This window comes from Longimicrobium sp. (assembly GCA_036389795.1).
In the GTDB taxonomy this organism is placed as follows: Bacteria; Gemmatimonadota; Gemmatimonadetes; order Longimicrobiales; family Longimicrobiaceae; genus Longimicrobium.
Window position 1 is genome coordinate 1 of the sequence record DASVWD010000097.1, and the last position, 14,269, is coordinate 14,269.

The following is a 14,269-nucleotide window of genomic DNA, read 5'->3' on the forward strand; positions in this document are numbered from 1 at the left end:
CCCGCGGCGGCCAGCGCCTGGATGGCCGACTCGCGGCCCGAGCCCGGGCCCTGCACCCGCACGTGCACCCGCTTCATCCCCAGCGCCAGCGCCTCCTTGGCGGCCTGCTCGGCGGCCACGGTGGCGGCGAACGGGGTGCTCTTCTTGGAGCCCTTGAACCCGGCCTTGCCGGCGCTCCCCCACACGACGGAGTTGCCCGCCATGTCGGAGATGGTGACGATGGTGTTGTTGAAGGTCGCCTTGATGTGCGCGACCCCCTCGCTGTCCACGTGGCGCCGGGTCTTCGGGCGCCCCGCGGCCTTCGGCTTCGCCATTGACGTTCTTCCTCTTGCCAGGTGCGCGGCCTACCGCGCGTCAGGATACCGCTCCCGCCGGCGGTGTCCGGCGGGTGATCATCGGGGCGCGGACGAACGCGCCCCGACCAGGGTGGGCCGGGAGCTACTTCTTGCCCGGCTTCTTCTTGCCGGCGATGGCGCGGCGCGGGCCCTTCTTGGTGCGGGCGTTGGTGTGCGTCCGCTGGCCGCGCACGGGCAGGCCGCGGCGGTGCCGCAGGCCCCGGTACGAGCCGATGTCCATCAGCCGCTTGATGTTGCGCGCGATCTCGGCGCGCAGCACGCCCTCCACGCGGAGGTTCGCGTCGATGATGCGGCGCAGCTTGTTGATGTCCTCGTCGGACAGCTTGTTCACGCGCTCGTCGGGGTTGACCCCCGCCTCCTCCAGGATCTTGCGGGCGGTCGGCCGCCCGATCCCGAAGATGTACGTCAGGCCGATCTCGACGCGCTTGTCGCGGGGGAGATCGACGCCGGCAATGCGGGCCATGTGGGTTGCTCCTCAGCCTGTTTACGTGCGCCGATCAGCCCTGGCGCTGCTTGTGGCGCGGGTTCTTCTTGCAGATGATCCGGATCACGCCGTTGCGGCGGACCACCTTGCAGTGCTCGCAGATCGGCTTCACGCTCGCGCGGACCTTCATCGTCGCCTCTCTCGTTCCGTGGAAAACGAAGCCTGGAAAATTAACCGGAGCGACGCTTTTCCGCAACCCCGCGGGGCGCGGACACTTGCGTTCCTCCCTCGTCACGCCCCGATCCGGAAAACCCCAGACCTCACACGGAGTCAACGGAGTGAACGGAGTTTTTCTCTCTGTTGACTCCGTTGACTCCGTGTGAGACTCAATCGGTCGTGAGGGCGCGCACGACCTCAGACGCCCGGCCCGGCGGCCGCGGCCGGGGCGGCGGGGTAGGGCGACTCGACCGCGGGGTCGACGGTGAGGATGCGCGGGCCCTGCGGCGTCACGGCCACGGTGTGCTCGAAGTGCGCCGAGACCCTGCGGTCGGCCGTCACCACGGTCCAGCGGTCGGGCATGGTGCGCACCCCGGCCACGCCCAGGTTGAACATGGGCTCGATGGCCAGCACCATCCCCTCGGCCAGCTTGAGCCCCTTCCCCCGCCTGCCGAAGTTGGGCACCTGCGGCTCCTCGTGCGGCTTGCGCCCCACCCCGTGCCCCACCAGCTCGCGCACCACGCCGTAGCCGGCCGCGTCGGCCACCTCCTGGATCGCCGCGCCCACGTCGCCCAGCCGGTGGCCGGGGCGCGTCTCGGCGATCCCGCGGTACAGGGCGGCCCGCGTGCGCTCCAGCAGCTCGGCGACCTCCGGCTTCACCTCGCCCACGGGGAGCGTGAGCGCCGCGTCGGCGTAGAAGCCCTCCAGCTTCACCCCGCAGTCGATGCTCACCACGTCGCCCTCGGCGAGGCGCCGCCGGTGCGAGGGGATGCCGTGCACCACCTCGTGGTTTACGCTGGTGCAGAGCGTGGCCGGGAAGCCGTAGAGCCCCTTGAACGCCGGCTCCGCGCCCGCGTGCGAGCGGATGAAGTCCTCGGCGAAGCGGTCCAGCTCGCCCGTGCTGACGCCGGGGCGCACCTGTCCGGGCGCGACCGCGTACAGCGCGGCCAGGATGCGCCCGGCCCGCGCGATCACGTCGATCTCGTCCGGCGCGTACAGCGTGATCACCGCCCCAGCAGCCTCAGGATGTCGCCCTGCACCGCCTCGATCGGGCGGTCGCCGTCCACCGTGTGCACGGGCACCCCCGCGGCGCGGTAGTGCTCCACCAGCGGCGCCGTGCTCGCGCGGTACACCTCCAGCCGCCTGCGCACCGTGTCCTCGCGGTCGTCGTCGCGCTGCACCACCCGGGGCGCCACCTCGGGCGGCGGCGGGTTGTGCTCCACGTGGTAGACCGTGCCCGTCTCCGGGTCGGTGCGCCGCCCGCTCATGCGGCGGACGATCGCCTCGTCGGCCACCTCCAGGTAGACCACCGCGCCGATCCGGCGCCCCGCGTCGGCCAGCAGCCGGTCGAGCTGCCCGGCCTGCGCGGCGTTGCGCGGGTAGCCGTCGAACACCGCCCCGCCGGCCGCGTCGGGCCGGGCCAGGCGCTCGCGCACCATCCCCAGGATCACGTCGTCGGGGACCAGCCCGCCCGTGTCCATGACGGCCTTGGCGCGCCGGCCCAGCTCCGTCCCGGCGCGCACCGCGTCGCGGAGCATGTCGCCGGTGGCGATCTTGGGGACGCCCAGCTTCTCCGCAAGCAAGACGCCCTGGGTGCCCTTGCCGGCCCCCGGGGCGCCGAGGAGGATCACGTCCATTCCGACTTCAGTGCCGAAGTGCCCAGTGCCGAGCGCCCAGCGCACAAGTGCCCGGTTCCGCAGCGAAGCTCACTGGGCACTGGGCACTTGTACCTGGGCACTGCCGTTTAGATGTAGCGCTGCTGCCGGCCGCGGAACTTCACGCGGCCCTTCTTCATGAAGCCGTCGTAGCGCCGCAGCAGGAGGTGCTGCTGCATCTGCTGCACGGTGTCGAGCGCCACGCCCACCACGATCAGCAGCCCCGTGCCGCCCAGCACCCGCGAGAGCCCGGCCACCCCGAAGGCGTTCAGGACCATCGAGGGGACGATGGCGATCGCCGCCAGGAAGAGGGCCCCGGGGAGCGAGATGCGCGTCATCACCCGGTCGATGTACTCGGCCGTGCGCGCGCCCGGCTTCACGCCGGGGACGAAGGCGCCCTGCTTCTTCAGGTTCTCCGCGATGTCAACCGGGTTGTAGATGATCGCGGTGTAGAAGTAGGTGAAGAAGATGATCAGCAGCGTGAACACGGCGTAGTACGGCACGCTGTTCACGTCGAACCAGCGCGCGAAGCGCTGCAGCGCCCCGCCCCCGGCGAAGGTGGCCGCCGTGGCCGGCAGGATCATGATCGACTGCGCGAAGATGATCGGCATCACGCCGGCCATGTTCAGCCGGAGCGGGATGAACGACTTCTGCCCCTGCCGGATGCGCCCCCGCCCCATCACCTTCTGCGGGATCTGCACCGGGATCTTGCGCATGGCCATGGTGATGGCCACGGTCCCCGCGATGGTCACCGCCATCATGGCGAGGAGCACCACCACGGCGATCGGCTGCACGCCGCCGTTGGCCACCAGGCGGCCCGTCTCGTACAGCGCGGAGGGGAGCGCCTCGACGATCCCGAAGAAGATCATCAGGCTCATCCCGTTGCCGATGCCGCGCTCGGTGATCTGCTCGCCCAGCCACATGATGAACACCGCGCCCGTGGTGAGCGTCAGGATCATCACGATGCGGAAGCCCCACCCGGGGTTGACCACCGCCTGCGGCACCTGCGTCTCCAGGAACATGGCGTAGCCGTACGCCTGGAAGACGGAGAGCAGCACGGTGGCGTAGCGGGTGTACTGCGTGAGCTTCTTGCGCCCCTCCTCGCCCTCCTTCTGCATCTTCTCGATGCTGGGCACCACCGTGGCCAGCAGCTGGAACATGATGCTGGCCGAGATGTAGGGCATGATCCCGAGGGCGAAGACCGTGGCCTTGGACAGGCCGCCCCCGACGAACATGTCGTAGATCCCGAACGCGGTGCCGGCCAGGCGCCCCGCGTACTCGCGCAGCGCCACCACGTCGATCCACGGCGCCGTGACGTGGGCGCCGATCCGGTAGATGAACAGGCAGAGGAGCGTGAAAAGGATCTTCTCCTTCAGCTCCGGGATCCGGAACAGGTTCGCGACGGGGTTCGCCATGGTCAGACGATCTCCTGCACGGTGCCGCCGAGGCCCTCGATCTTCTCGCGGGCGGCCCGGCTGAAGCGGTGCGCGCTGACGTTCACCTTACGGGTGAGGTCGCCCGTGCCCAGCACCTTCACCGGGCGGCGGGCGTGGCCGATCAGCCCGTGCGCCTTCAGGGTGTCGGGGGTCACGTCGCCCTCGGGGATCGCCTCGAGCTGCCAGAGGTTCACCACCTGGTACTCGGTGCGCTCCAGCGGCGTGAAGCCGCGCTTGGGAAGGCGCCGCTGCAGCGGCATCTGGCCGCCCTCGAAGTGCGGCTTGCCGCCGCCGGGGCCGCTGTGGCCGGCGCGGGCCTTGGAGCCCTTGTGCCCCTTGCCGGCCGTCTTCCCCTGGCCGGAGCCGGGGCCGCGTCCCAGCCGCTTCCGGTCGCGGTGCGAGCCGGCGGGGCGGGACAGGTTGCTGAGGTCAGCCATGTCACTGCTCCTGGGCGTCCTCCACCCTCACCAGGTGGCGGACCTGAAAGATCATGCCGCGGATCGCGTCGTTGTCTTCCTGCACGACGCTCCGCTGGTGCCTGAGGCCGAGCGCCTGAAGCGTCTTGCGGTGCTTCTCCGGCGCGCCCACCCCGCTCTTGGTCTGGGTGATCTTGATCTTAGCCACGGGCCCCTCCCAGCGCCTCCACCGGCACGCCGCGCTCCACCGCCAGCTGCTCGCGGGTGGTGAGCTTGGTCAGCGCGTCCATGGTGGCCAGCACCATGTTGAAGGGGTTGTTGCTCCCCAGGCTCTTGGTGAGGATGTCGTGGATCCCCACGCACTCCAGCACCGCCCGCACGGCGCCGCCGGCGATCACGCCGGTGCCGGGCGCCGCGGGGCGCAGCAGCACGCGGCCCGCGCCCGCCTCGCCCACCACGTCGTGCGGCAGCGTCCCGTGCGTCACCGGCACGCGCACCATGGCCCGGCGCGCCGAGTCGATGGCCTTGCGCACCGCCTCGGAGACCTCGTTGGCCTTCCCCGTCCCCACGCCCACCTTCCCCGCCTGGTCGCCCACGGCCACCAGCGCGGTGAAGGAGAACCGCCGGCCGCCCTTCACCACCTTGGCCACGCGGTTGATGTGGATGACGTTCTCCTTGAGGTCGCTCCCCTGGCGCTCGTCGCGCCGGCCGCCGTCGCGGCGCTCGCCGCCGCGGCCGCGGCGGCCCTCGCGCTCGTCGCCGCCGCCCTGGCCGCCGCCCTGCGCGCCGAAGCCGCCGCCGCGCCCGCGCCCGGCACCGCCGCCCGGGCCGCCCCGGCCCCGGCCGCCACCGCCGCCGCCGCGCCCGCCGCGGCCCCCGCCGCCGCCGCTCTGTCTGTGCTCCGCCATGCTCGCTCCTTTAGAACTCGAGGCCGCCCTCGCGGGCGCCCTCGGCGAAGGCCTTCACGCGGCCGTGGTACAGGTAGCCGCCGCGGTCGAACACCACCGCGGTCACGCCGGCCTCGCGGGCCTGGCCGGCCAGCAGCTTGCCGGCCTCGCGGCTCGCGTCGCTCTTGGTCAGCTCGCCCCGGCGCTCGCGCAGCGCCGGCGAGTTCGTCGAAATGCCCACGATGGTGCGGCCGGCCACGTCGTCGACCACCTGCCCCTCGATGTGGTTGAGGGAGCGGTAGACGACCAGGCGCGGGCGCTCGGGGGTGCCGTGGACCTTGCCGCGCACCCGGCGGTGGCGGCGGACGCGCTTCTCCTCGCGCGTCCTGGCCCGGATCCGTGCTCTCGCCATTGGTTCCTCTGGTTGACTATGCGATGATCGGCCGCTGGGCGCGGGCGGCTACTTGCCGCCCGCCTTGCCCGCCTTGCGGCGGATCACCTCGCCCTGGTACTTGATGCCCTTGCCCTTGTACGGCTCGGGCGGACGCAGGCTGCGGATCTCGGCCGCCACCTGCCCCACCACCTCCTTGTCGGTCCCCGCGACCTCCACCGTGGTGGGGTTCACCGCGCGCAGCGTGATCCCCGGCGGCGCCTTGTAGTCGATCGGGTGGCTGTAGCCGAGCGCCAGCGTCAGCCCGAAGGGCTTGGTCTCGGCGCGGTAGCCCACGCCCACGATCTCCAGCGTCTTGGTGAAGCCCGCGGTCACGCCCTCGACCATGTTGGCCACCAGGGTGCGGCTGAGCCCGTGCAGCGCGCGGTGCTCCGGCTGGTCGCTCGGCCGCTCCACGCGGATCTCGCCGTCCTCGCGGCGCACGATCACGTCCCGGTGCAGCGTGCGCTGCAGCTCGCCCCTGGGGCCCTTCACCCGGACGGTGTTGCCGTCCACCTGCACGTCCACCCCCGCGGGGATGGCGATCGGCCTCTTCCCGATGCGCGACATCGTCAGCTCTCCTTACCACACGATGGCGAGCAGCTCGCCGCCGACCTTGGCGGCGCGGGCCTCGCGGTCGGTCATCACGCCGCGCGAGGTGGACAGCAGCGCCATCCCCAGCCCGTTGCGCACGCGCGGCACCTCCTCGACGCCCACGTACTTGCGCAGCCCCGGCTTGGAGACGCGGCGCAGCTCGCGGATGACGGGCTTGTCCTGGTAGTACTTCAGGTACAGCCTGAGCACCGGGTGCGGGCCGTCCTCCAGGACCTTGTAGTCGTGGATGTAGTGATTTTCCTTGAGAAGGCGGGCGATCTCCACCTTCAGCTTGCTGAGCGGCATGTCGACCCTCCGGTGGCGCGCCAGCTGCGCGTTGCGGATGCGGGTCAGCATGTCGGCGATCGGATCGGTCACCATGCTGGGTCTCTCCTAGAGTATCCGGCGGGGGTGCCGGACTTTCAGGAAGTGGAATTGTCTTAGGGGACAGGGTACAGGGGACAGGGGACAGCCTGCAACGGCGCTCCCAACGTCCTTCCGCTTTTCCTTCCCCACTACCTCCCGGCGGAGACTTCGGATTTCAGGCTCGGGGCTGACGCGCGGACGCATCCGCTCGCTGTCCCCTGTACCCTCTTCCCTGTCCCCTGCCGTTCCCTACCAGCTCGCCTTGCGCACCCCGGGGATCTCCCCCGAGAGCGCCATCTGCCGGAAGCAGACGCGGCAGAGCCCGAACTTGCGCAGGAAGGCCCGGGGGCGGCCGCAGCGGTTGCAGCGGTTGTGCACCCGGACGCCGAACTTCGGCTTGCGCTTCGACTTCTCGATCAGGGCCTTGCGTGCCATTTCGACTGTCGCCTGAGTGGTTGCGTTTCGACCGGAGCCGGTTCAGTACCCCGCCTCCGGAAACCGGTGCCCGGGAGTTTCGCCCGCCCGGGCACCGCCGTCCGTCTTACGCCGCCTGGACGATCACGGGGGACTCGCCGCGGAACGGCATCCCCAGCTCGCGCAGCAGCGCCAGCGCCTCGTCGTCCCGGGTGGTCGAGGTGACGAAGGTGATGTCCATCCCGTGGACCTTCTCCACCTTGTCGTAGTCGATCTCCGGGAAGATGAGCTGCTCCTTCACGCCCATGGTGTAGTTCCCGCGGCCGTCGAACGAGCGGGTCGGCACGCCGCGGAAGTCGCGGATGCGCGGCATGGCCACGTTGACCAGCCGGTCCAGGAACTCCCACATGCGGTCGCGCCGCAGCGTGACCGTCACGCCGACGGGCGAGCCCTCGCGCAGCGCGAAGTTCGAGATCGCCTTCTTGGCCTTGGTCACCACCGGCTTCTGGCCGGTGATGGCGCCGATCTCGGCGACCACGCCCTCGAGCAGCTTGGGGTTCTTGGGCGCCTCGCCCAGGCCCACGTTGACGGTGATCTTCTCCAGCCGGGGGATGCGCATCGGCGTGGTCCAGCCGAACTCCTGCTGGAGCTTCGCCCGCACCGTCTCCTCGTAGTAGCGCTGCAGCCGCGGCTTCTGCCGCGGGCCCGTCTCGGCGGCGGGCGCCTCTTCCTCGGCCGCCTTCTGCTTGTCCTTCTTCGCCATCGTCTCCTCGCTCCGTATCCCCGCGCGACTCAGGTCGAGCCCGGGAGGGCGGTCACGTTGTGAGTTCTTCTTTAGTCCTGAGTCCTTAGTCCTTTAGTGCTTAGTCCTGAGCGCCGAGTCTGAGCAGTTGCACTAAGGACTAAAAGACTAAGGACTAAGCACTTAACACTAGGCCTTCGGAATCACCTGCCCCGAGCGGGCCGAGACCCGCGCCCGCTTCCCGTCGGGGCCTACGCCAGAGCGCACCCGGGTGGGCTCGCCGCTCTTGGGGTCCAGGAGCATCACGTTCGAGGCGTGGATCGGGGCCTCGAACTCGATGATCCCGCCCTCGGGGGCGGCCGGCGAGGGCTTGCGGTGGCGCTTGCGCAGGTTCACGCCCTGCACCACCACGCGGCCCTTGTCGGGCTCCACGCGGATCACCGTCCCCTCGTGGCCCTTGTAGTTGCCGGAGATGACCTTCACGCGGTCGCCCCGGCGGATGTTCAGCCTGCTCATCAGATCACCTCCGGCGCCAGCGAGACGATCTTCATGTAGCGCTTGTCGCGCAGCTCGCGGGCGACGGGCCCGAAGATGCGCGTGGCGCGGGGCTCGCCCGCGTCGTTGATGATGACGGCCGCGTTCTCGTCGAACTTGATGTAGCTGCCGTCCTTGCGCCGGACCTCCTTGGTGGTGCGCACCACCACCGCCTTGGCCACGTCGCCCTTCTTCACGGTCCCGTCGGGGAGCGCGTCCTTGATGGCCACGATCACCTGGTCGCCCACCGAGGCGTAGCGGCGCTTGCTCCCGCCGAGCACGCGGATCACCAGCGCCTTCTTGGCGCCGGAGTTGTCCGCGATCCGGACGATCGATTCCTGCTGCAGCATGGTCTGCTCCTCTGGATAGCGCCGGCTCTAGCGGGCCCGCTCGATCAGCTCGGAGACACGCCACCGCTTGGTCTTCGACAGCGGCCGGGTCTCGGTGATGCGCACCACGTCGCCGGGGTGGTACTCGTTGTTCTCGTCGTGCGCGTGGTACTTCTTGGAGCGCGTCACCTGCTTTCCGTACAGCGGGTGCGCGTAGCGGCGCTCCACCTTCACCACCACGGTCTTGTCCATCTTGTCGGAGACCACGGTCCCCACGCGGGTCTTCCGCTGGCCGCGCTCCAGCTCGTTCTCGTTCTCGGCCATGTCAGCGGCTCCCCTGCTCCTGGTTCTGGCGCTCGCGCTGGATCGTCTTCAGCCGCGCGATGTCGCGGCGGATGTTGCGCAGCAGCATCGGGTTCTCCAGCTGCTGGGTCGCCGAGCGGAAGCGCAGCCGGAAGCGCTCCTCCTGGAGCTGCTCGATGCGCTCGGCGATCTCCTCGTCGGTCATCTCGCGGATCTCGGTGCCGTTCACGCCTCACCTCCCTCGGCGGGGGCCGCGTGGGCCTCGGCCCGCTCGCGCTCGACGATCTTGGCCTTCACCGGGAGCTTGGCGGCCGCCAGCTGCAGCGCCCGCCTGGCGATCTCGGGAGCGACGCCCTCCAGCTCGAACATGATCCGCCCGGGCCTGACCACGGCCACCCACCCCTCCGGGTTGCCCTTGCCCTTGCCCATGCGCACTTCCAGGGGCTTCTTGGTAATGGTCTTGTCCGGGAAGATCCGGATCCACACCTTGCCGCCGCGCTTGATGTGGCGCGTCATGGCGATACGGGCCGCCTCGATCGAGCGGTTGCTGATCCAGCCGGGCTCCAGCGCCTGCAGGCCGAAGTCGCCGAAGGCCACGTAGTTGCCCCGGGTGGCGGCGCCGCGCATGCGGCCCTTCATCTGCTTGCGGTACTTGACTCTCTTGGGAGCGAGCATCGTAGTGGTCCTCCGTTACCGGGCGTCGGTCGAGTAGGTGCGCCCGCGGCGGTTCTCGACGACCTCGCCCTTGAACACCCAGACCTTCACGCCGATCGTCCCGTAGGTCGTGCGCGCGGTCGACTGGGCGTAGTCGATGTCGGCCCGCAGCGTCTGCAGCGGGATGCGGCCCTCCTTGTACCCCTCGGTGCGGGCGATCTCGGCGCCGTTCAGGCGCCCGGCCACCTGCACCTTGATCCCCTCGGCGCCGGCGCGCATGGCGTTCTGCACCGCGCGCTTCATGGCGCGGCGGAAGCTGACGCGCTGCACCAGCTGGTGCGCGATGCTGTCGGCGATCAGCTGCGCGTCCACCTCGGGGCGCTTGACCTCCTCCACGTTGATCGCCACCTCGTTGCCGGGGCTGAGGCGCGCCAGCTCGTCGCGGAGCTTGTCGACCTCGGCGCCGCCCTTGCCGATCACCACGCCCGGGCGGGCGGTGTGCACGGTGACGATCGTCTTGCCGGGCTTCCTCTCGATCTCGATCTCCGAGATCGAGGCGTGGCCCAGGCGCTGGTGGAGGTATTTGCGGATCTTCTCGTCCTCGACGAGCTTCGCCGGGAAGTCGCGCTCGGCGAACCAGCGGGACTTCCAGGGGGCCACGATCCCCAGCCGGAACCCGCGCGGATGAGTCTTCTGTCCCACGGCGCTACTCCTTGGTGTCGACGACGATGGTGAGCTGGCTGGTCCGCTTCAGGATCGGGGTGGCGCGGCCCATGGCGCGGGGGCTGAAGCGCTTGAGCGTGGGCCCCTCGTTGACGTACGCCTCCCTGACCACCAGCTCGTCGGCGTCGACGTAGCCGCCCGCCGCGTCGGCGTGCTGGGTGGCGTTGGCGACGGCCGAGCGGAGCGTCTTCTCGATCGGGCGGGTGGCCGCCTTCTTCGAGAACTTCAGGATCGAGTACGCCTCGTTGACTCCCCGGCCGCGGATCAGGTCCAGGACCATCCGCATCTTGCGCGGGCTCATCCCGATGTTGCGGGCGATGGCGCGAGCCTTCATGGTCTTCTCCTCCATGCCCTAGCGCGCCTTGGCGCGCTTGTCGACGAGCTTGCCGCCGTGCCCCTTGAAGGTGCGCGTGGGGGCGAACTCGCCCAGCTTGTGCCCCACCATCTGCTCGGTGAGGTACACGGGGATGAACTTGTTGCCGTTGTGCACGGCCAGCGTGTGGCCGACGAACTCCGGGGTGATGGTGGAAGAGCGCGACCAGGTCTTCACGACCCGCTTCTCGTTCTTCTCGTTCATCGCCCGGATCTTCTTCTGGAGGCTCTCCTCGACGAAGGGCCCCTTCTTCAGGCTCCTGGGCATCGTTCGGTTCGTTCCTTCCTCGCTCTTAGCTCTCCCGGGCCTCGGTGCCGCGGGAGGGGTCCACGTGGCCCGGGTCTCAGGCCGGGACAGTGGTGGACGCGAACATCAAGTGCGTTAGTCCTTAGTGCTTAGTGCGTTAGTGAACTGCTAACACACTAAGGACTAAGCACTAAGGACTCAGCACTTACTTCGTGGCCTTGCCGCGCTTGCGGCCGCGCACGATCAGCTTGTTCGACGCCTTCTTGGCGTGGCGGGTCTTCACGCCCTCGGGCTTGCCCCACGGGGAGACCGGGGGCCGGCCGCCCGAGCTCTTCCCCTCGCCGCCGCCCAGCGGGTGGTCGACCGGGTTCATGGCCACGCCGCGCACCTTCGGCCGCTTGCCGCGCCAGCGGTTGGCGCCCGCCTTGCCGATCGACTGCTTCTCGTGGTCCACGTTGCCCACCTGGCCCACCGTGGCCATGCACTCCCGGCGCACCAGGCGCACCTCGGTGCTGGGCAGGCGCAGGGTGACGTAGTCGCCCTCCTTGGCCGCGATCTGCACGCCGGCGCCCGCCGAGCGGGCCAGCTGCGCGCCCTTGCCCGGCTTCAGCTCCACGTTGTGCACCGTGGTGCCCAGCGGGATCTCGGCCAGCGGGAGCGCGTTGCCGGGCTTGATGTCGGAGCCCGACCCGCTGGTGACGGTGTCGCCCACCTGCAGCCCGCGCGGGTGCAGGATGTAGCGGCGCTCGCCGTCCTCGTACACCAGGAGCGCCAGGTTGGCGGTGCGGTTCGGGTCGTACTCGATCCGCTCCACCTTCGCCGGCACGCCGGCCTTGTCCGAGCGCTTGAAGTCGACCTTGCGGTAGAGCTTCTTGTGGCCGCCGCCGATGTGGCGCGCGGTCACGTGACCGTGGTGGTTGCGGCCGCCGCTCTTGGACAGCTTCTCGGTCAGCGACTTCTCGGGGCGGCCCTTGTGGGTCACCTCGCCGAAGTCGCTGGTCTGCCGGAAGCGGGTGCCGGGAGTCACCGGCTTGAACTGCTTCGTCGGCATCTCACACCCCCTCGAAGAGCTCGATGCTGTCGCCCTCGGCGAGGGTGACCACTGCCTTCTTCCAGCTCGCCCGGCGGCCGGCGTGGCGGCCCATGCGCTTGGCCTTGCCGGCGTAGCGCATGGTGCGCACGTCCTTGACCTTCACGTCGAACTGCTTCTCGACCGCGCGGGCGATCTCGATCTTGTTGGCGTCCTTGGCCACCACGAAGGTGTAGGCGCCCAGCTCGTCCAGGACCCGGTGGCTCTTCTCGGTCACCAGCGGGCGGACGATCACCTCGTTGATGTTACGCATTGGCCACCTCCTCCTCGGGCACCGCGCCCTGGCGCACGCGCTCCAGCGCGGCCTGCTCGATCACCAGCCGGCGGGCCACCATCACGTCGTAGGCCGAGGCCTGCGCGAACGGCAGCACCTCGACGTTCGGGAGGTTGCGCGCCGACAGGTACACGTTCTCCTGCGACCCGTCGGTGAGCACCAGGACGCGCTTGGCGTCGGCGGCGCCGATCTTCTGGATCAGCTCGGCGAAGGGGCGCGTCTTCGGGCCCGCCAGGTCGAAGCGCTCCACCACGGCGATCTCGCCGTTCAGGGCCCGCTGGTTGAAGGCGGAGCGGCGCGCGAGCGCCTTCACCTTGCGCGGCACGTCCTGGTGGTAGTCGCGCGGGGAGGGCCCGAACACGATCCCGCCGCCCCGCCAGTGGGGGGCGCGGATCGAGCCCTGGCGCGCCCGGCCGGTGCCCTTCTGACGCCAGGCCTTGCGCTTGCCCCCGGAGACCTCGCCCCGGGTCTTGGTCGAGGCGGTCCCCTGGCGGCGGTTGGCCAGGTGCGCCTTCACGGTCTGGTGCAGGGCGGCCTCGTGGACGCGCCCGTCGAACAGCTCCTCGGGGAGCTGCACGTCGCCGGCCGGCTCGCCGGCGGCGCTGTAGAGCTTCGCGGTCAGCATCCGGGCCTCACTGCTTCTGGATGAACACGACGCCGTTGATCGGGCCCGGCACCGCGCCGCGCACGTACAGCAGGTTGCGCTCGCGGTCGACCTTGGCCACCAGCAGGTTGCGCACGGTCTGCTGCTCGGCCCCCATGTGGCCGGGCATGCGCTTGCCCTTGATCACGCGGCTCGGGTTGGTGCCCGCCCCGATGGAGCCGGGGGCGCGGTGGATGCGGGTGGCGCCGTGGCTGGCGCGCCCGCCGCCGAAGCCGTGGCGCTTCATCACGCCCTGGAAGCCGCGCCCCTTGGTGACGCCCGTCACCTTCACGCGGCCGCCGCGCTCGAACCCCTCCACGGTCACCCGGGCGCCCACCTCGGGCGCCTGGTCGGCCTCGAAGCGGAACTCCTTCAGCACCGCCGGCGCGGCCTCCAGGCCGGCCTTCACCGCGTGGCCCTTCTCGGCCTTGCTGGCGCGGCGCTCCTTCTGCTCGCCGAACCCGAGCTGGACGGCCGAGTAGCCCTCCTTCTCCCGGGTGCGGACCTGCACGACCGGGCAGGGCCCGGCCTCGATGACGGTCACGGGCACCACGGCGCCGGACTCGTCGAAGATCTGGGTCATCCCCAGCTTTCGTCCGATGATCCCCGACATGATGCCTCCTCAGTCCACCTTGATCTCGACGTCCACACCCGCCGGCAGGTCCAGCTTGGTGAGGGCGTCCACGGTCTGCGGGCGCGAGTCGAGGATGTCGATGACGCGCTTGTGCGTCTTCAGCTCGAACTGCTCCCGGCTCTTCTTGTCGATGTGGGGCGAGCGGTTCACGGTGAAGCGCTGCACCCGGGTCGGCAGGGGGATCGGCCCGGAGATGGTCGCTCCGGTCTTCTCCGCCGTGCGGACGATGTCGGCCGTGGTCTGGTCGATCACCGCGTGATCGAAGCCCTTCAGCCGGATGCGGATCTTGCCAGCCATGTGCTTCCTGCTCCTGAGTCGGTTGACGTTCGTCGCTGTTTCGGTCCGGAGGCCGCGGCGGACGCCGCGCCTCCCGCCAACCGGCTCAGTCCACGATCTCGGTGACGACGCCCGCGCCCACGGTGCGGCCGCCCTCGCGGATGGCGAAGCGCAGCTCCTTCTCCATCGCGATCGGGGTGATCAGCTCCACCGTCATCTGCACGTTGTCGCCCGGCATCACCATCTCCACCCCC

General features: G+C 70.2%; 27 protein-coding genes and 1 pseudogene. All 28 read right to left on the minus strand.

Annotated features, from left to right (window positions below):
- Window positions 1-314 (minus strand): 30S ribosomal protein S11 (rpsK, locus tag VF746_12680; GenBank protein ID HEX8693274.1); only part of this gene is annotated, 314 nt, incomplete at its 3' end.
- A gap of 124 nt (window positions 315-438) precedes the next feature.
- Complete coding sequence (gene rpsM, locus VF746_12685; GenBank protein HEX8693275.1) at window positions 439-819, minus strand: 30S ribosomal protein S13; 381 nt, start codon at window positions 817-819, stop codon at window positions 439-441.
- A 34-nt stretch (window positions 820-853) separates the two neighbouring features.
- Window positions 854-970, minus strand: a complete 117-nt coding sequence (rpmJ, locus tag VF746_12690; protein ID HEX8693276.1) for a 50S ribosomal protein L36 — start codon at window positions 968-970, stop codon at window positions 854-856.
- A 224-nt stretch (window positions 971-1,194) separates the two neighbouring features.
- Complete coding sequence (map, locus tag VF746_12695) at window positions 1,195-2,004, minus strand: type I methionyl aminopeptidase (protein ID HEX8693277.1); 810 nt, start codon at window positions 2,002-2,004, stop codon at window positions 1,195-1,197.
- On the minus strand, window positions 2,001-2,633 hold the full coding sequence (locus VF746_12700) for an adenylate kinase (protein ID HEX8693278.1): 633 nt from the start codon (window positions 2,631-2,633) through the stop codon (window positions 2,001-2,003). The genes map and VF746_12700 overlap by 4 nt, the downstream gene beginning before the upstream one ends.
- 107 nt (window positions 2,634-2,740) lie before the next feature.
- On the minus strand, window positions 2,741-4,066 hold the full coding sequence (gene secY, locus VF746_12705; protein HEX8693279.1) for a preprotein translocase subunit SecY: 1,326 nt from the start codon (window positions 4,064-4,066) through the stop codon (window positions 2,741-2,743).
- Between the two features lie 2 nt (window positions 4,067-4,068).
- Complete coding sequence (rplO, locus tag VF746_12710; protein HEX8693280.1) at window positions 4,069-4,524, minus strand: 50S ribosomal protein L15; 456 nt, start codon at window positions 4,522-4,524, stop codon at window positions 4,069-4,071.
- Between the two features lies 1 nt (window position 4,525).
- Window positions 4,526-4,711, minus strand: a complete 186-nt coding sequence (gene rpmD, locus VF746_12715) for a 50S ribosomal protein L30 (GenBank protein HEX8693281.1) — start codon at window positions 4,709-4,711, stop codon at window positions 4,526-4,528.
- Window positions 4,704-5,186 (minus strand): annotated as a pseudogene (gene rpsE, locus VF746_12720) (30S ribosomal protein S5). Before rpsE ends, rpmD begins: the two are co-directional and overlap by 8 nt.
- A gap of 235 nt (window positions 5,187-5,421) precedes the next feature.
- Window positions 5,422-5,802, minus strand: a complete 381-nt coding sequence (gene rplR, locus VF746_12725) for a 50S ribosomal protein L18 (GenBank protein HEX8693282.1) — start codon at window positions 5,800-5,802, stop codon at window positions 5,422-5,424.
- A gap of 48 nt (window positions 5,803-5,850) precedes the next feature.
- Complete coding sequence (gene rplF, locus VF746_12730; GenBank protein ID HEX8693283.1) at window positions 5,851-6,390, minus strand: 50S ribosomal protein L6; 540 nt, start codon at window positions 6,388-6,390, stop codon at window positions 5,851-5,853.
- A gap of 12 nt (window positions 6,391-6,402) precedes the next feature.
- Window positions 6,403-6,795, minus strand: a complete 393-nt coding sequence (gene rpsH / locus VF746_12735) for a 30S ribosomal protein S8 (protein ID HEX8693284.1) — start codon at window positions 6,793-6,795, stop codon at window positions 6,403-6,405.
- A 234-nt stretch (window positions 6,796-7,029) separates the two neighbouring features.
- Window positions 7,030-7,215 (minus strand): type Z 30S ribosomal protein S14, encoded by a 186-nt coding sequence (locus tag VF746_12740; protein ID HEX8693285.1) that lies wholly within the window; start codon window positions 7,213-7,215, stop codon window positions 7,030-7,032.
- 106 nt (window positions 7,216-7,321) lie between these two features.
- Complete coding sequence (rplE, locus tag VF746_12745; protein ID HEX8693286.1) at window positions 7,322-7,957, minus strand: 50S ribosomal protein L5; 636 nt, start codon at window positions 7,955-7,957, stop codon at window positions 7,322-7,324.
- Window positions 7,958-8,125: 168 nt separating this feature from the next.
- Window positions 8,126-8,443, minus strand: coding sequence for a 50S ribosomal protein L24 (gene rplX, locus VF746_12750; GenBank protein HEX8693287.1), 318 nt, complete (start codon window positions 8,441-8,443; stop codon window positions 8,126-8,128).
- 8 nt (window positions 8,444-8,451) lie between these two features.
- Window positions 8,452-8,820: a 50S ribosomal protein L14 gene (gene rplN, locus VF746_12755; GenBank protein ID HEX8693288.1), complete on the minus strand. Its 369-nt coding sequence runs from the start codon at window positions 8,818-8,820 to the stop codon at window positions 8,452-8,454.
- Window positions 8,821-8,847: 27 nt separating this feature from the next.
- The gene (rpsQ, locus tag VF746_12760; protein HEX8693289.1) at window positions 8,848-9,123 is read right to left on the minus strand and encodes a 30S ribosomal protein S17; all 276 of its coding nucleotides are present in this window, start codon (window positions 9,121-9,123) and stop codon (window positions 8,848-8,850) included.
- A gap of 1 nt (window position 9,124) precedes the next feature.
- Entirely contained in the window at window positions 9,125-9,331 is a 207-nt protein-coding gene (rpmC, locus tag VF746_12765) for a 50S ribosomal protein L29 (GenBank protein ID HEX8693290.1), read from the minus strand.
- Complete coding sequence (rplP, locus tag VF746_12770; GenBank protein ID HEX8693291.1) at window positions 9,328-9,777, minus strand: 50S ribosomal protein L16; 450 nt, start codon at window positions 9,775-9,777, stop codon at window positions 9,328-9,330. The genes rpmC and rplP overlap by 4 nt, the downstream gene beginning before the upstream one ends.
- A gap of 15 nt (window positions 9,778-9,792) precedes the next feature.
- Window positions 9,793-10,458, minus strand: a complete 666-nt coding sequence (gene rpsC / locus VF746_12775; GenBank protein HEX8693292.1) for a 30S ribosomal protein S3 — start codon at window positions 10,456-10,458, stop codon at window positions 9,793-9,795.
- 4 nt (window positions 10,459-10,462) lie between these two features.
- Window positions 10,463-10,813, minus strand: a complete 351-nt coding sequence (rplV, locus tag VF746_12780) for a 50S ribosomal protein L22 (protein HEX8693293.1) — start codon at window positions 10,811-10,813, stop codon at window positions 10,463-10,465.
- An 18-nt stretch (window positions 10,814-10,831) separates the two neighbouring features.
- Window positions 10,832-11,119: a 30S ribosomal protein S19 gene (gene rpsS / locus VF746_12785; GenBank protein ID HEX8693294.1), complete on the minus strand. Its 288-nt coding sequence runs from the start codon at window positions 11,117-11,119 to the stop codon at window positions 10,832-10,834.
- Between the two features lie 184 nt (window positions 11,120-11,303).
- Window positions 11,304-12,149, minus strand: coding sequence for a 50S ribosomal protein L2 (gene rplB, locus VF746_12790; protein HEX8693295.1), 846 nt, complete (start codon window positions 12,147-12,149; stop codon window positions 11,304-11,306).
- Window position 12,150: 1 nt separating this feature from the next.
- The gene (rplW, locus tag VF746_12795; GenBank protein HEX8693296.1) at window positions 12,151-12,441 is read right to left on the minus strand and encodes a 50S ribosomal protein L23; all 291 of its coding nucleotides are present in this window, start codon (window positions 12,439-12,441) and stop codon (window positions 12,151-12,153) included.
- Entirely contained in the window at window positions 12,434-13,087 is a 654-nt protein-coding gene (rplD, locus tag VF746_12800; GenBank protein HEX8693297.1) for a 50S ribosomal protein L4, read from the minus strand. The genes rplW and rplD overlap by 8 nt, the downstream gene beginning before the upstream one ends.
- A 7-nt stretch (window positions 13,088-13,094) precedes the next feature.
- Window positions 13,095-13,718 (minus strand): 50S ribosomal protein L3, encoded by a 624-nt coding sequence (gene rplC / locus VF746_12805; protein ID HEX8693298.1) that lies wholly within the window; start codon window positions 13,716-13,718, stop codon window positions 13,095-13,097.
- 9 nt (window positions 13,719-13,727) lie between these two features.
- Window positions 13,728-14,036, minus strand: a complete 309-nt coding sequence (rpsJ, locus tag VF746_12810; protein HEX8693299.1) for a 30S ribosomal protein S10 — start codon at window positions 14,034-14,036, stop codon at window positions 13,728-13,730.
- Between the two features lie 85 nt (window positions 14,037-14,121).
- Window positions 14,122-14,269 (minus strand): elongation factor Tu (gene tuf / locus VF746_12815; protein HEX8693300.1); only part of this gene is annotated, 148 nt, incomplete at its 5' end.

Coding starts and splice junctions, on each gene's coding strand:
- rpsM (HEX8693275.1), bottom strand. CDS start 819: ATGGCCCGCATTGCCGGCGTCGATCTCCCCCGCGACAAGCGCGTCGAG.
- rpmJ (HEX8693276.1), bottom strand. CDS start 970: ATGAAGGTCCGCGCGAGCGTGAAGCCGATCTGCGAGCACTGCAAGGTG.
- VF746_12700 (HEX8693278.1), bottom strand. CDS start 2,633: ATGGACGTGATCCTCCTCGGCGCCCCGGGGGCCGGCAAGGGCACCCAG.
- secY (HEX8693279.1), bottom strand. CDS start 4,066: ATGGCGAACCCCGTCGCGAACCTGTTCCGGATCCCGGAGCTGAAGGAG.
- rplO (HEX8693280.1), bottom strand. CDS start 4,524: ATGGCTGACCTCAGCAACCTGTCCCGCCCCGCCGGCTCGCACCGCGAC.
- rplR (HEX8693282.1), bottom strand. CDS start 5,802: ATGGCGAGAGCACGGATCCGGGCCAGGACGCGCGAGGAGAAGCGCGTC.
- rplF (HEX8693283.1), bottom strand. CDS start 6,390: ATGTCGCGCATCGGGAAGAGGCCGATCGCCATCCCCGCGGGGGTGGAC.
- rpsH (HEX8693284.1), bottom strand. CDS start 6,795: ATGGTGACCGATCCGATCGCCGACATGCTGACCCGCATCCGCAACGCG.
- VF746_12740 (HEX8693285.1), bottom strand. CDS start 7,215: ATGGCACGCAAGGCCCTGATCGAGAAGTCGAAGCGCAAGCCGAAGTTC.
- rplE (HEX8693286.1), bottom strand. CDS start 7,957: ATGGCGAAGAAGGACAAGCAGAAGGCGGCCGAGGAAGAGGCGCCCGCC.
- rplN (HEX8693288.1), bottom strand. CDS start 8,820: ATGCTGCAGCAGGAATCGATCGTCCGGATCGCGGACAACTCCGGCGCC.
- rpsQ (HEX8693289.1), bottom strand. CDS start 9,123: ATGGCCGAGAACGAGAACGAGCTGGAGCGCGGCCAGCGGAAGACCCGC.
- rplP (HEX8693291.1), bottom strand. CDS start 9,777: ATGCTCGCTCCCAAGAGAGTCAAGTACCGCAAGCAGATGAAGGGCCGC.
- rplV (HEX8693293.1), bottom strand. CDS start 10,813: ATGAAGGCTCGCGCCATCGCCCGCAACATCGGGATGAGCCCGCGCAAG.
- rpsS (HEX8693294.1), bottom strand. CDS start 11,119: ATGCCCAGGAGCCTGAAGAAGGGGCCCTTCGTCGAGGAGAGCCTCCAG.
- rplB (HEX8693295.1), bottom strand. CDS start 12,149: ATGCCGACGAAGCAGTTCAAGCCGGTGACTCCCGGCACCCGCTTCCGG.
- rplW (HEX8693296.1), bottom strand. CDS start 12,441: ATGCGTAACATCAACGAGGTGATCGTCCGCCCGCTGGTGACCGAGAAG.
- rplD (HEX8693297.1), bottom strand. CDS start 13,087: ATGCTGACCGCGAAGCTCTACAGCGCCGCCGGCGAGCCGGCCGGCGAC.
- rplC (HEX8693298.1), bottom strand. CDS start 13,718: ATGTCGGGGATCATCGGACGAAAGCTGGGGATGACCCAGATCTTCGAC.
- rpsJ (HEX8693299.1), bottom strand. CDS start 14,036: ATGGCTGGCAAGATCCGCATCCGGCTGAAGGGCTTCGATCACGCGGTG.